The organism is Streptomyces solitudinis (genome assembly GCF_036323765.1).
GTDB lineage: Bacteria > Actinomycetota > Actinomycetes > Streptomycetales > Streptomycetaceae > Streptomyces.
Genome location: NZ_JAZDCW010000010.1, coordinates 90593 through 104763 on the forward strand (window position 1 = coordinate 90593; position 14171 = coordinate 104763).

Annotated in this window: 12 protein-coding genes; all 12 read right to left on the reverse strand. The window is 73.7% G+C overall.

Going from position 1 to position 14171, the window contains the following annotated elements:
* Nucleotides 1-130: 130 nt before the first annotated feature.
* Nucleotides 131-1564 (reverse strand): DUF6177 family protein, encoded by a 1434-nt coding sequence (locus V1J52_RS22675; RefSeq protein WP_330141792.1) that lies wholly within the window; start codon nt 1562-1564, stop codon nt 131-133.
* Nucleotides 1561-5595, reverse strand: a complete 4035-nt coding sequence (eccCa, locus tag V1J52_RS22680; protein ID WP_330141897.1) for a type VII secretion protein EccCa — start codon at nt 5593-5595, stop codon at nt 1561-1563. The genes V1J52_RS22675 and eccCa overlap by 4 nt, the downstream gene beginning before the upstream one ends.
* Nucleotides 5592-6674: a MinD/ParA family ATP-binding protein gene (locus V1J52_RS22685; protein ID WP_330141793.1), complete on the reverse strand. Its 1083-nt coding sequence runs from the start codon at nt 6672-6674 to the stop codon at nt 5592-5594. The genes eccCa and V1J52_RS22685 overlap by 4 nt, the downstream gene beginning before the upstream one ends.
* Nucleotides 6675-6958: 284 nt before the next feature.
* Entirely contained in the window at nt 6959-8314 is a 1356-nt protein-coding gene (gene eccD / locus V1J52_RS22690) for a type VII secretion integral membrane protein EccD (RefSeq protein ID WP_330141794.1), read from the reverse strand.
* The gene (locus tag V1J52_RS22695) at nt 8308-8577 is read right to left on the reverse strand and encodes a hypothetical protein (protein WP_330141795.1); all 270 of its coding nucleotides are present in this window, start codon (nt 8575-8577) and stop codon (nt 8308-8310) included. Before V1J52_RS22695 ends, eccD begins: the two co-directional genes overlap by 7 nt.
* Nucleotides 8578-8691: 114 nt before the next feature.
* Complete coding sequence (locus V1J52_RS22700; RefSeq protein WP_330141796.1) at nt 8692-8847, reverse strand: hypothetical protein; 156 nt, start codon at nt 8845-8847, stop codon at nt 8692-8694.
* A 241-nt stretch (nt 8848-9088) separates the two neighbouring features.
* Nucleotides 9089-10087, reverse strand: coding sequence for a hypothetical protein (locus V1J52_RS22705; protein ID WP_330141797.1), 999 nt, complete (start codon nt 10085-10087; stop codon nt 9089-9091).
* A 92-nt stretch (nt 10088-10179) separates the two neighbouring features.
* Entirely contained in the window at nt 10180-10404 is a 225-nt protein-coding gene (locus tag V1J52_RS22710; protein WP_330141798.1) for a hypothetical protein, read from the reverse strand.
* Nucleotides 10405-10637: 233 nt separating this feature from the next.
* Nucleotides 10638-11090: a YwqJ-related putative deaminase gene (locus V1J52_RS22715; RefSeq protein WP_330141799.1), complete on the reverse strand. Its 453-nt coding sequence runs from the start codon at nt 11088-11090 to the stop codon at nt 10638-10640.
* Nucleotides 11017-11310: an SUKH-3 domain-containing protein gene (locus V1J52_RS22720; protein WP_330141800.1), complete on the reverse strand. Its 294-nt coding sequence runs from the start codon at nt 11308-11310 to the stop codon at nt 11017-11019. The genes V1J52_RS22715 and V1J52_RS22720 overlap by 74 nt, the downstream gene beginning before the upstream one ends.
* Nucleotides 11311-11327: 17 nt before the next feature.
* Nucleotides 11328-11852, reverse strand: coding sequence for a hypothetical protein (locus V1J52_RS22725; protein WP_330141801.1), 525 nt, complete (start codon nt 11850-11852; stop codon nt 11328-11330).
* Complete coding sequence (locus tag V1J52_RS22730; protein ID WP_330141802.1) at nt 11849-14167, reverse strand: protein phosphatase; 2319 nt, start codon at nt 14165-14167, stop codon at nt 11849-11851. Before V1J52_RS22730 ends, V1J52_RS22725 begins: the two co-directional genes overlap by 4 nt.
* Nucleotides 14168-14171 lie beyond the last annotated feature (4 nt).

Consider the following 14171-nt stretch of genomic DNA (forward strand, 5'->3'; position numbering starts at 1 on the left):
CCCGTTCCCCGCGCCCCGATCCTCACGCCCGCCCGTGCGCCCGCCGTGCGGCGCGGCGTCCGCTGCCGTGCCGCCCGTACCGCGCTGCCCGGATGCCGGCGTCCCGGCGACGTTCCGTACGGACGGGAGTCTAGGCCCTGCCCCGGCGCGGTGGCGCGGGTGCCTCACGCCGGGGTGGCGCGGATCCGGCCGCTTCCGCGCCCCGCAGGTGCGCGGTGAGCCGCTCCAGGCCCGCCCAGCCGGTGTCGCCCAGCGGGTAGTAGAACCCGGCGTCGCCCGCGGGCCCGAGCCGCACCGGGGCGTGCGGCAGCGGCGGCCTGCGGGCGGCGGCCGGTCCCGCGCCGCGCACCTCCGCGCTGCCGAGGGCGAAGGCGACGGGTTCGGGCGGCCCCTCCAGCGCGGCGGGCACCGCCAGGTCGGCGCGGGCCGCGCGCCGCTGGGCGAGCAGCGAGACGAGCCCGTGCCCGGCGACGAGTTCCCCGGCGGCCTCCGGCAGCGCGTCCAGCGGCAGCCCGCGGCCACCGGGGAACCCAGCGGTCAGCGTGACGTCCTCCTCGACGCCGCCGGTGGTGCGCGAGACCCGCAGCGTGGCGACGGCCGGGTGCGCGGGGGTTCCGACGACGACGAGCCAGGTCGGCTCCGGGGAGCGTTCGCGGACGTACGCGGTCAGTTCCTGCCGCGACCAGGGCAGCCCGGCGGGTTCCGCCGTGCCCCATCCGGCCGGCGGTGCGCCGGTGAGCCGGTGCCAGACCTCCTCCAGCGCGCCGCCCAGCAGCAGGTCGTCCGCAGCGGGCCTGCGGGTGCGCCAGGACACCGCGAGCTGCCGGCCGGCGGGCGGCCGGGCGGGTACGTATCCGGGGGCGCGTCCGCCCGTCGCGGTGAACGCGCCGTCCCGCCAGTGCAGTACGGCGCCGGAGAGCCCGTCGAAGTAGCCGCCGTCGCCGTCCCGGACGACCCAGCGGTTGGGCAGCCCGGACAGCACGGCGCGGGTGGGCGGGGTGAGCCGCGCGGTGCGCGGGGTGACGATCTGCAACGCCCGTCCGGAGCCCGCGGCGGCGCGCAGCGCGTCGGCGAGCCAGGAGGTCAGGGCGACGGCCGGGCGGTCCTGGATGACGACGGCCGCCTGCTCGGTGAGCACGTCCACGGCGGGCTGGGCGGCGGCCGGCGCGGCGGCGGTGGCCACCTCCCGCACCGGCGCGGAACCGCCGTCCCCCGCGCGGGCCTGCGGCGGCCACACCGTGCCGCCGAGCCGGGTGACGAGCCGGGTGGCGACCGTGCCCGCCAGCTCCTCGCCGCCGCGCGCGGCGGTGGCGGCGCGCACCTCCGTCCACCACACCGGTCCGTCCGCGCGCAGTCCGAGCAGCCGGTGCACCTCACCGGGGACGCGGACGAGCAGCGGCGCCTCCACGGACACCAGCGGGCGGCCCCCGGCGTCGCAGAGCTGGACGACCGCGCCCTCGCCCGCGGTGGCGAGCCGGGTGCGGGGGCCGCCGGACATGAGCCCGGCCGTCAGGGACCACACGTCGGGCATGCGCGTGGTGAGCGCGATGACGTCCTTGGTCACGCGGACCCCTCCCGCGCCGTGCGCGCCGGGGTGCCGCGCGGGGCGGGCTCCTCCTCGGCCAGCGCCGTCTGGACCAGCCGGTCCGGCGCGCCGCGGCGGACGAAGGTGCCGCGTCCCGGCGGTCGGGCGGCGGCGGGCACGCCGGGGAAGAGCTGGCCCTCGGAGCGGTCGCCGGTCATCACCAGCCCCGCCGTCCCGGACTCCCGCAGCGTCATCAGGAACGGCTCGTACAGCGCCCGGGACGCGCCCGCCACGCGCCGGGTGACGACGAAGTGCAGGCCGATGTCCGGCGCGGACGGCAGGTAGGGCAGGAACGGCTCCAGCGGGGAGTTCCCCGCGGTGGCGAGGACGTCGTAGTCGTCGACGAGGACGACGATGCGCGGGCCGCCGGGCGCGCCGCCGCCCGCAGCGAGCACCTCGGGCGGCACCGTGTCGTCCGGCATGCGCCGCTCCAGCTCGGTGACGATGGCGCCGGACAGGGCGCGGGCGAGCCCCGCGTTGTGCGCGTAGCCGCCCCGGTACTCCTCCGGGACGAGGCTGTGCAGGCCGCGCCGCGGGTCCATGACGGCGAAGACCACCTCGTCGTCCGTGTGGCGGGCCATCAGCTGCCGGGCGACGAGCCGCAGCAGGTTCGTCTTGCCGCACGCGCCGTCGCCGAAGACGAGGAGGTGCTGGTCGTGCCGGAAGAGGTCGAGGAGGACGGGCTCCAGGCCCGCCTGGTCCAGCCCGAGGGGGACGCGGTCCGGTTCGGCGGCCGGGGTGGGCAGGCGGTGCGGACCGAGCCGGGCGGGCAGCACCCGCACCGGCGGCGCGCCCTGGCCCGTCCACGCCGAGCGCACCGACCGCACGGCCTGCGCGGCCGCGGCACCGAGCCCCTCCGCGTCGGCGCGGGCGTCGACGCGGGGCAGGGCGCACTGCGCGAACAGCTTGCCGGCCGTCAGCACGCGGCCCTGTTCATCGGGCCCGATGGCCTGGGCGAGCCTGCGCTCGATGCCGGACTCGCCCGGGTCGTTCAGCCGCAGCTCCACCCGGGTGCCGAACGCGGACTGCGCGGCGATGCGCACGTCGTTCCAGCGCAGCATGGCGGCGACGACGTGGACGCCGTAGCCGCCGCCGCGCCTGAGGAGGTCGCCGACGGCGTCGTCCAGCTCCGCGAAGTCGTCGCGCAGCCCACCGAACCCGTCCACGACCAGGACGACGTCGGCGGGGCCGAGCTGCGGCAGCTTCCCGGCGGCGCGCAGGCTGCGCAGCTCCTCGACGGAGTCGATGCCCAGCTCGCGGAAGACCTCCTCGCGGGCGGCCAGCATGGCGCGGATCTCCTCGACCACGCGGGCGGCCCGCTCGCGGTCCGCGCGCCCGGCGACGCCGCCGACGTGCGGCAGGCCCGCCATCACCTGGAGGCCGCCGCCCGCCAGGTCGAGCCCGTAGACGCCGACCTCCTGCGGGGTGTGGGTGAGCGCGAGCGACAGGATCAGGGTGCGCAGCAGCGTCGTCTTGCCGGACTGCGGGCCGCCGATGACGGCGGCGTGCCCGCCCGCCACGGTGAGGTCCAGCACCCACGGGCCCTGCCACTGCCGGGCCGGGTCGTCCAGCAACCCCATGGGCACCCGCAGCGGGCCGGACGGGCGGCGGCCGAGCCGCACGCCCTGCGGCGTCGTCTGCGGCGGGCCGCCGACGGCGTCCAGCGGCAGTGCGCCGGGCAGCGGCGGCAGCCAGATCCGCGGCACGGGCGGCGCGGCGGTGGCGAGCCGTCCGACCAGGGTGGACAGCAGCGTCGGGCCGACGGTGCGCCGCGCGGGCGCGGCCTGCGGCTCACCGTCCTCGGCCGGGCCGGCGCCGAGGGTGTTGTAGGCGGGGTAGGGCAGGGCCGCGGGCCCCTCGTCCTGCCCGCCGTCCCGGCGCGCCGGGCCCTGGTAGGGGCCGGACACGTAACCGGCCTTGAACCGCTCGTAGGCGCTGGTGTCCACCTTGAGGTAGCCGAATCCGGGGAGGGGCGGCAGGTGGAAGGCGTCGGGGGTGTCCAGCACCGTGCGCGACTCCTCGGGGGAGAAGGTGCGCAGGCCCAGCCGGTAGGAGAGGTAGGTGTCCAGGCCCTTGAGCCTGCCGCCCTCGATGCGCTGGCTGGACAGCAGCAGGTGCACTCCGATGGAGCGGCCGATGCGGCCGACGGACAGGAACAGGTCGATGAAGTCCGGCCGGGCCGTCAGCAGCTCCCCGAACTCGTCGATGACGACGAACAGGTGGGGCAGCGGCGCCAGTTCCGGGCGCCGGGCGCGGGCGGCGGCGTAGGTGCCGATGTCGGCGAGGTCGCCCGCGTCCTTCAGCACCTGCTGGCGGCGCCTGACCTCCCCGGCGAGGCTGGCGTGCACCCGCTCCACCAGCCCGGCCCGGTTCTCCAGGTTGGTGATGACGCCCGCCACGTGCGGCAGGGAGGCGAACGGCGCGAAGGTGGCGCCGCCCTTGTAGTCGACGAGCACCATGGCCAGGTCCTCGGGCGGGTGCGTGGCGGCCAGGGCGAGCACGAGGCTGCGCAGCAGCTCGCTCTTGCCCGACCCCGTCGCGCCCACGCACAGCCCGTGCGGCCCCATGCCCAGCTCGGCGGGCTCCTTGAGGTCCAGCAGGACCGGTTCGCGCGCGTCGTTCAGGCCGATCGGGACGCGCAGGAACGCCCGTTCCCCGCGCGGCGCCCACATGCGCCGCACGTCCAGCGCCGCCGGGTCCGCCACGCCCAGCAGCCCGGCGAAGTCCACCGGCCCCGCCAGCGGGGCCCCGGACGCGGCGGACTCCGGGGACAGCCGCAGCGGCGCCAGCGTCCGGGCCAGGCCCAGCACTCCGGCGGCGCTCACCTCGTCCAGCGTGCCGTGCACGGTGACCGGCTCCGCGCCGCGCAGATCCTCCACGGTGACGCCCGGCCCGTCCACCGTGACGCGCACCGAGACCTGCCCGGGCTCGTGCACGCGTTCCGCGAGCAGGTGCACCACCGTCACCCCCATGTCGGGCAGGTCCACGGCCTCGTCGGGCCGGGCCAGTTCCGCGGCGGCCCGCCCGTACCCGTCGCTGACGACCAGCAGCCGCTGCGCGAGCTTCAGCGCCTCCCGGCCCGCGAGGCCGCGCCGCACCTCGGCGGCGTACGCGGCCCGGCCGCGCAGCTCACCGCCGAGCCCGGCGGCGATCCGCGCCGTGCTCGTGGCGATGCGGCGGGCGCCGACGGGGCCGTCCTGGCTCTGCGGGTCGAGGAGGTGCGGCAGCCACTTGGCCCACTCCCAGTCCGCCAGCCGCCGCTCGGGGCAGGCCAGCGCGAGGGCGACGTCGTCGGGCGCGTGCGCGACGGCCGTCTGCACGAGCAGGGCGCGCACGGCGCGCAGCACGTCCTCGCGGGGGCCGATGACGCTGACGTCGCCCGCCCGGTCCAGCGGCACGGTGAGCGGCATCTCGGGGGCGGTGGCGAACCGCTCCCTCAGGCCCGCCGCCTCGTTCAGCATGAACGGGTCCGGCGGGGTGAGGACGGAACCGGCCTGCCGCTCCAGGGCGATGTCGCGCACGGGCGTCTCGCCGGTGCCGACGCGCACGTCGAGGAAGTCGCGGTCCGGCCGGCGCCGCTCCCACAGCCGCGCCGGGTCGGCCACCAGGTCGTACAGGGCCTCCGGCGGCGGCGCCAGCAGCCGGGCGGCGGCGCGGCGCTCGCGGTCCTCGGCGCTCAGCTCCTCGCGCTGCTCCTCCAGGTACTCCAGGTAGCGCTCGCGCTGGGTGCGGCGGGTGCGCTGCGCCCGGCCGCGCTGGCTGAACAGCATGGCCACGCCGCCGAGCACCGCGACGACGAGCACGATGGCCCCGATCGCGGCGAACCGGCTGCTGCGGACGACGGTCATCAGGACGACGGACCCCATGACCCCGGCCATGGGTAACAGGGACGCGGCGGCCGAACCCGTACTGGCCTCGGGGAGGCTCGGCGGGGGCTCGATGCGGCGTTCGGCGGGGGGAGGCAGCGGCCGGGTCGTACGCGCGGGCCGGTGGACGACGCGGACGCTCACCGGCCGGGCCCCGGCGGACGTCGGTGCCACGACGGGTCGGCGGCGGGGGCGGCGGTGCCGGGCATCGGAGCGGGGCCGGGTGGCGTCGCGGGCGTGGGGCCGGGGGCGTCGGACGCGGGGGCGTCGGGCCCGGACGCGGCGTGGGGGCCGGGCAGGCGGTGGGCGCGGGCGCCCCGGGACATCGCCCGGTCCATGACCGTCGCCGCGATCCGGGCGGCCGCCTCGCGGGTGCCCTGCCCGAGCAGACCGGTGCGGACGCCGCCACCCGCGGCCAGGTGCCGGTCGTACGGCAGGCCCAGCACCTTCGCGCCGCCCGCCTCCAGGTGCCCGGCCGCGGCCCCCTCGTCCAGCGTCGTGTGCGGCGCCGGGTGCGCCAGGACGACGACGGTGGTGGGCAGCATGCTGCGGTGCAGCCCGCCGATCCAGTCCAGCACGGTGCGGGTGGCGGCCACGCCCTCGACCGTCGCCGGGGTGACCAGCACCCGGGCCTGCGTCGTCGTCAGCGCGGTGCGGGCCACCTCGGCGGGCAGCGTCTGGCAGTCCACCACCATCGTGCCGAAGTAGCGGCGCAGCGACGTCATGACGACGCGGTAGGTCTCCACGTCGAGCTGCGCGCCGACCGACCCCTGACTGCCCGGCAGCAGCCAGCCGCCGCCCGTGAACGGGAGGAGGTAGCCGGTGACGTCGGTGATCTGCATCGAGGGGTCCACGATGCGGGCCAGGTCCGCGCACGACCAGCGCACCTCCGACGCGCCCAGGCGGCGCGGCAGCGTGCCGAGGGCCGGATCGGCCTCCACGGCCAGCACCGGATCGGGCCGGTAGTGCGCGAACGTCAGTGCCAGCAGCGCCGCCACCGTGGACTTGCCCGCGCCGCCGCGGATGCTGGTCACCGCGATCTGGCGGCCGGTGGTGATGGGCTGCTGGATCGCGTGCGCCGCATTGGTGGCGGCGGCGGTCTCCTGCGCGGCGGACGCCACCAGGCGGCGCAGGGCCAGCCGGACGCGGCGGGTGGGCGTGTCCCCGTGCCGGGCGCGTCCCTCGGTGGCGGCGAGCTGGGGCGCGACCACCGGGACGGACACCGGCGTCGGCGCCCCCGTTCCCCGCGCGGCGGGGGGCTCCGGCGCGGGAGGCTCTGGTGCGGAGTGCTCCGGCGCGGGGTCCGTCCGCGCCGGAGCGCCGGTCGCCGGGCGGGCGTCGCCGGTGCCCGGCGCGGGGCCGGCCGGGCCGGACGCTCCGGCCGGGTCCTGCGTGCGGGCGGCCCGTTCACGCACCCCTGCCGGCGGCTCCGGCCGTGCCGCGCCGCTCAGCTCGCCGAGCACGTCGTGCTGCCAGTCTCCCTGCGCCTGCCCCGACATAGACCCTCTCAGAACGTGTCCAGCAGTCGGCCGTACACGCCGAACGCACCGATGGCCACCGGGACCAGCAGCACGACACCGACCGACTCCGCCAGGTTCGACAACCGCCGCAGCCGCACCCGCACGTGGTCGGGCGGCCGGACGACGAGCACGGCCAGCGGCACGAGCGCGACCACCGCCAGCCCGGCCAGCGGACCGGCCACCGCACCCGGACCCCCGGCGCCGCCACCGGCGTCGGCACCACCGGCCCACAGCACCAGCAGCCGCACGGCCAGCACCGTGCCCGCCCCGAGCAACGCGACCACCCCGACGGCCAGCGGGTAGGCGCGGGAACGGGAGAACAGCACCAGGGCCGTCAGGGCGGCCCCGGCGACCGTCCAGTAGCCGTACCGCTCGACCGCCACCCAGCCCGCCACCGCGGCGGAGGCGGCCGTCACGACCGTGGCCAGGGCGAGGCCCCGGTGCGTCGCGGCCAGCGCCGCGTCCACCCGGTGACGGCTGACCGACGCGCCACCGGAACGCTGGTCGTCCAGCCGCGTCAGGCCCGCGCCCGTCAACGCGAGGCGGGGCAGGAGGCCGAGCGCGAGCACCGACACCACCCCGAGGGCCACGCCCGCCCGGGGAACGTCCGTCCAGACGAGGGCCAGCTCCCAGGCGCCCGCGGTGACGGCCACGGCCACAGCCCCCACGAGCGCGCCCCGCCCCGCCCCCGCGCACAGCCCCAGCAGCACCAGGGCGAGCGCCACGGCCGCAGCGACGGCGGCCAGCCGCGCGGCGGCCGTGTCCGTCGCCGTCCAGGCACCGAACACGCCAAGCGCCCCACCGAGCAGCACGAGTGCCGTGCCCGGCTCCCGGCTGACGAACCCGGCGGTCCCCGCCCCCGCGGCGGCGGCCACGACCGCGGCGGCCACGATCCACGGGGCGGCGGCGTCCGCTCCAAGCCACACCGACGCCCACACCGCCGCGACCAGCCCGAGCAGCACGTGCGCGGCCCCGGCCGTCCACACCCGCGTCCCGTCGCCCCAGCGCCAGCGCCGCACGTCCAGATCCTCGGCAACCTCGTCCGTCACGTCGTGCACGACCGGCGCCGCGGGCGTCTCCTGCTGCCGGACGAGCCGCAGCACCGCTCCGTCGGCGACGCCCGCGGAGGCGAGCGTCTCGTCCTGCGCCAGGACCGCGCCGTCCGGGGTGACCAGCCGCCGCAGGCTGGGCCGCGCGGCGGGCTCGTCACCGAGCAGCCGCAGCACGTCGGGCAGCAGCTCACCGACCGGCTCCCGCGCGGGAAGCACCATGTCGACGCGCCGCCGCTCCCCCACCAGCGTCACCCGGCTCAGCCCGGTACGCCGGCCCGCCACACTCACCATGAGGCCGCTTCGACCGCCGTCCCGGCGGCCCCCGCGACGCCCGCCGCGGCGGCGCCGTCCTTCATCACGCGCTCGGAGACGAACGACCACCCCACGCACCCGGCACACAGCACGGCGGCCAGGGCGACGCCTCCGAAGGCCTTGCCCAGGTTCTCGTCCAGGCTCCGGCGCACCCGTTCCGGCCCGAACAGCAGCGCGTCCCGCAGCCGCCTGCGCCGCACCGCCACCGACTCCAGAAGCTGGCTGTCGTAGTCCCGAGCCATCGGCGCCCTCCGCCCGTTCCACCCACCCCGCCCGCGCGCGGCGTACCGCGCGGCAACACCTTACGGCCCCGCGCCGACACCGTGTCCAGGCCGCCGGTCGCCCCCGGCGGGCGGCTAGTCCGACGGCTCGGGCGGCTCCCCCTCGTCGTCGACGTCCTCCGCCGAGCGCTCCTTCCCCCGGGCCGTACGCTCCGGCGGTTTGGCGTCGGGCACTTCCACGGTGGGCGGCAGATCGGGCGTCAGTGCCTTGTCCTCGTCGTTCTCACTCATGCCACCCCAGTACCCGGCAACCCCGCCCTCACCCCCCTGCCCCGCATCAGCCGGAAGGAGGACCCGCGAGAGACGCTGCTCGGACGCTGAGCCGAACGGAGGAGTCCTCCGCGTCCGGCATCGTGACACCGCACATCCAGCGCGCAAGACCGTCACGCTCGTCGTGGCCGAGGACTTCCCCTCACCCCGCCTTCGGAAGCCGTCCAGACCCACGGTGTCACTCCGCCCCCGCCGCCCTTGCCTACCCCCGGCCTGACATCTCCTGGAGGTCGGGCAGGAGCGCGGTCGTCCAGGGGGCGGGGGCGAGTGTGCCTGCTTCCGCGGCCGCGTCGGTACCGAGTTCGGCGGCCCGCGACGGTGGGAACCCTCGCTTCTTCGCCTCCTCCAGGCGCCGCATCCACCGGGCCCCCGCCGCGAAGGCCCGGTCGCCCATCGCGCTGCGCGGTTCGAATCCGGCTGCGGCGTCGGCGTCGGACCACCAGAGGTAACCGAGGACCCCGTCGGCCGCCCGCACCTCAGCGAACCGCACCGGCGACTCGGTGAAGTCCGCGTACGCCTCCCGCACCTGCGCGAGCATGGCCCTCCTCCGGTACGGGACCTCGAAGTCGTCCCAGGCGTCGAGCAGTTCGGGGTCCTCGTCGGGGATGGCGTCGAAGCCCGTCACGGTGGGCGTCGCGTACCAGGTGCTGTCGCCCGGATCGGCTTCGCCGCCGAGAAGGGCGGACACGTCCCCGAGCGTGGCACGCAGCAGCGGAGCGTAGCGGCCGTGCAGTGCGGGCTGGGGGCGCCCGCGCAGGTCATGTGTCAGCCACAGGTCACCGTACGTACTCAGGGTCACGTTGCCGTCCCCGTTCGTCCAGCACGTCGCCATGACGGTGGACAGCTTCTCCGCCCGGATGTGCCGCTCGCCGTCGGACCACTCCCCCGGACACCCCAGCAGGACGGACACCGCCGTCGTCTCCCGCGTCAGCGCCTCCGGAGGGAACGGGCGGGGGTCGGCACCGACGGCAGCCCCACGCACGGAAGCGAGAGAGATCCGCGTGCCCGCCGACTCCTCCCGGTGCGCACCGGTTCCGGTCACCGTGCGCACGTCCGCGACATCCAGCGCCAGGCGACGGGCGTGCAGCACACCCCACACCGCCACCGCGACGTCCAGCCCGTGCCCGGCCACCGGTTGGGCCTCGCCGCCACGGCACTCCACGTCCCACGTCCAGCCGCCAACCGGTATGGATGCGATCACGCACGCCCCCGGAAAGCCTCGAACCGTCGGCGCACCGCGTGCTTCCGGCCGACGGTGACGGTCGCGTTCAACTCCGTCACTCGATGACGCCGCTACATCACCTCCGCCACCTCGAAAGTGATCTCTTTGAGCCGTTCGTCATCAACAAGAGGGACAGTATATCCGAAGCTTCTGACCCGGTTGAGGAACTCCTCGGGCAGCCGGACGTGATACCGCCGCACGTAGAAACCCAGATCCCGGCGCCACACCCACTCGCCGTCCGTGACGATGGAATCTCCTCCGATGACGTACCTGCCCGAGCCCAGTACATCACTCACCCCACCCATCATGCTCCACAGCTCGTAGCCGGATTCCAAAATTCCTCGATCCGAACCTCGTCATGAATGGCTTCATTCCCGACATGGCCCCGCACGCTCCCCAAGGGGGTCCCGGCCTCACTATTCCAAAAATCAGCATAAGATCCTGCAATCTTGAGCATACGGCCCCACCCACACAGCATCCCGGTACAGCAAGACCAGCCACGTTCTCACATGCGCGTTTAACGTATCGATCAGTCGATAAGGCGAATCTCCAACGCGTCGATGAGCGCCACGCATGCCGCGCAGGGCTTGATGGACTTCCCGTGTGCGGGGTTACCCTGCACCTCAATCCGACGTGACACCATCGCAGCACCACGGAAGTGAGGAACCCCCTCCGCAAAGGTGACAGGCCCATCGCCATTCTTTTCACCTTCCAGATACCAGAACTGGTCTGAGATCAAGGCTGTCTCTGCACAGCGACCTTCATAAGAGGTGCGACGACCCCCTGGAACCCCCTCGAAGAAAGCTTGAACGGCAGGATGGAGAGTCGAGCGCCCTCCTCCCTCCAAATTGGTATGACTCAGTACGCGCCCACGTACAAGCAGGGAAGATGCCACTCGCGGCACTGGATCAAACAAAGAAGTCCTCCGCATCCGGCATTGCGTCTCCACGAAGACAGCGCAAGAGAGCGTCGCGCTCGTCATGGCCGAGGAAGTAACCGTCCATGTGGCGCAGGTAGAAAATCAGTCCGCGCTCATCCATCAGCAGCAAACCATATTTGGAGGTCCCGTAGCCCACGGGAAAACGAGACACGTGCAAGGAGTCGGCCAACTCCTTGATGCCGACGACATACCCGCTGAAAACCGAGCGTCGCTTCGACCCGAGGGCCACGCGCGCGGAGCGCACGTTGGGCAGGTCGGCCAACCGTAGGAGCGGATGAGCTACCTCGCGTCCAGGGCATCCAGGGCATCCAGGGCCTCAGTATGCGTGCTCTCCAACAGAGGGTTCGACAGATGGTGGTGCAGATTCCGGACGGGGATCATGGCGCCCGTCAAGTCCACGAACTCGTTTACCATGGAGAACCCTCCCCCTCTCTCGAACATCAGAAGAAGAGGTTCATACGGATCTCCCAGGTCAGGTAGGTCAACGCCATGCCGACGAACCACTTCCGGCCATTTGACAGCGCCTCGGCACACCTTCTTATGGGAGTCCCAGAAGACCTTAGAGACAAAAGCTTCGAGATCTGCGGCGACATCCTCTTCCACCTGCAATGCCGGATCAATAAGTGCGCCAATGTCAAAAAACGGCCACGCCTGCTCCGCGTCACAGAACTGAGCCCAGGCTCCTGCTCGCCTCAGATACTCGAGCATCAGAGCCGCACGTGAGCGCTCGTGGTCGAAGCATGCGTCCACGTCAAGCCAGGTGATCGACTGCAGGCGCGTAAGAACATCTCTGGGAGTGGTCATGTGACGTCAATTCCCTTCCGCTTCAGCTCACGCTTGACATGCCTGACCACATCGTCAAGATTGGAAAGGTCGCTTGCGATGCCGAAAGGAGGTGGATGCATTCCGAGCCTACGCTCCCAGTGCTTCCAACCCATCGTCTTGTCGTTCGGTGCCACGTCGTGCGCCCCAGCGTAACGAAGGTCGTCGGGAAACTCCCTATAACCTCCCCTCGTGTTCCACACGGCCGGATCGGAAGAAACGTACGGCATTCCTGATTTCATCAGCTGGCTCTCAACGTACTCGTGCGCCATCAGGGAGCGGAACTGCATCAAGACTCCTTCGTCGAGATCTCCCCTCTTCGCCGCCTCCCACTGCGCGGCAATGTCGTCACGAGGCGTGAACAGGCCCTTCTTCACCTCGCCTGGGCCGATAGCGATCTCATGCCGAGAGCGAAATAGGTGAGACTTCACCTCTCGCAACACCGATTCTTTGATTCCGGTCTCTTTCGCGATCTGCGGCAGGTCCAACCGGTTGGGCGTGCTCCTGATGGCCTCATAAGCTGCTCCAGCTGATTCTGAGGGCTCATCGACCCATCCAGCGCCACCCCAGCCACCTGACTGCTCTGCTCCTGCTGGAGCAGGCCCCGCATGCGCCGGGCTTTCCTCCAGGGCTTCTGCCCGGAGGGCCCCGTCAGGATAATCGCCGTTTTCTGGCGTACCGTGACCGGTGTCGTTACGGGGCTCTGACGCCTCGACGTCAGGACTGCCCGACGCGGGGCCGATGTCCCTGCCACTCGGCGTTCCCGCTGCTTCACGCACCCCCGGGGACACCTCGTCATACTGAGCCGTCAGGCTCGTTGAGGCGTCGGGACGGGCCGCGGAGAGCGACGTGTCGCCCGCCCCGGTGACGCGGGAGGCCGTGCTCGCCCCGTCGGCTAACGGGCCGGCTGAGGTCTCCCGGCTGGGGTGGTCGTTGGCGGTGGGTTCGGCTTTGGCTTCTGCTGCCGGGGAGCGGGGCAGGGCGTGGGCGTCCACGACGCTGCCGTCAGGGGTCAGGAACGTGTCGTCGTCGAACTTGACCGTTCCCTCGGGCAGCGGCCCACCGTTCGCGGGCAGTTCGACGGCCGTCGAGCCGGGTGGGAGGTCCGGGAGGGGGGCGTCGGGGGCGAGGACCGTTCCGTCGGGGAGCCGCAGTGTTCCGTCGGGGAGCTGGGCGGCTCTGACCGTGGTGAGGTTCTTGAGCCCGGCGGTGACGTCGCCGATCTCCGGCAGTCCCCTGAACGCCGCGCCCGCGCCCCTGCCCAGGTAGGTCATCGGATCGACGAGCTGCCCGGCACGGGCGGCAGCCCCCGCCACCTTGGCCGCGTTGCCCGCCCCGCTGGCGCCCTTGACCGCGGTCCCCACCCCCAGCGTCGCCACCGTGGTCACCACGTTGAAGCTGACCAGCCCCGCGGCACGCACCGGGTCCTTCTCCCACTCGTCCCACGCCACCAGGGACTTACCGACCTCCCTGGTGGTGTTCATGCTCTGGTCGACCCAGTCCTTGACCGCGCCCTCCGGCAGGAACCTGTGCGTGACCACACCCGTCGGAACAGCCAGCACCACCAGACCCGTCGTGAGCTGGCCCAGACCCTTCCACGAGTCCCGGAACGTCTCCCAGCCCCCGAACCCGACCAGCCCGCCCAAACCCTCCAGGGTGCCCCAGATGCCGTCGACGATGAAGCCGTCCCACACGTAGCTCTTGACCCAGTGACCGACCTCGTACCAGTGATGGTCCTCCTCGACCGCCTCGCCCCACGGCGTCCGGCCCGCCTCCCGCAGATCCCCCGCGTCCAGGCCGTACACGTCACCAGCGCCGGACCCGTCATCCGCCACCCACCGCGTACCGCCCACCAGCGCGGTGATCTCGTTGGCCGCGGTGCGCTCGGCCTCCCAGAACTCGGCGACCGCCGCGGAGATCTGCTCGGTCAGCTCCCGGTTACGGCTGATCTTCCCCTCGTCGTACGTCCACTCCTCATCACCCCGGACCAACGCACGGAAACTCGCCGCCTCCCCCTTCAGCCGCTCCAGCCGCTCCACCACGGGACGGACCGTCACGGCGAACGTGTCCAGCGCCGAGCCGACCTTCTCCAGATCACCGGCGAACGCGTCCGCCCGCGCCGCGACAGGCTCCGTCGTCCCGAACAACTGCTCCGCCTCCGGAGCGCTGTAGAACGCCGATAAGCCCTGGAACGTGGAATGCACCCCCGCACCCGTCCCACGGACCGCCCCCGCGTCCCCCCTCAACGCCGCCGCGTCCCGCTCCAACTGCTCCAGATCGCCGGTGAACCAAGGCACCCCC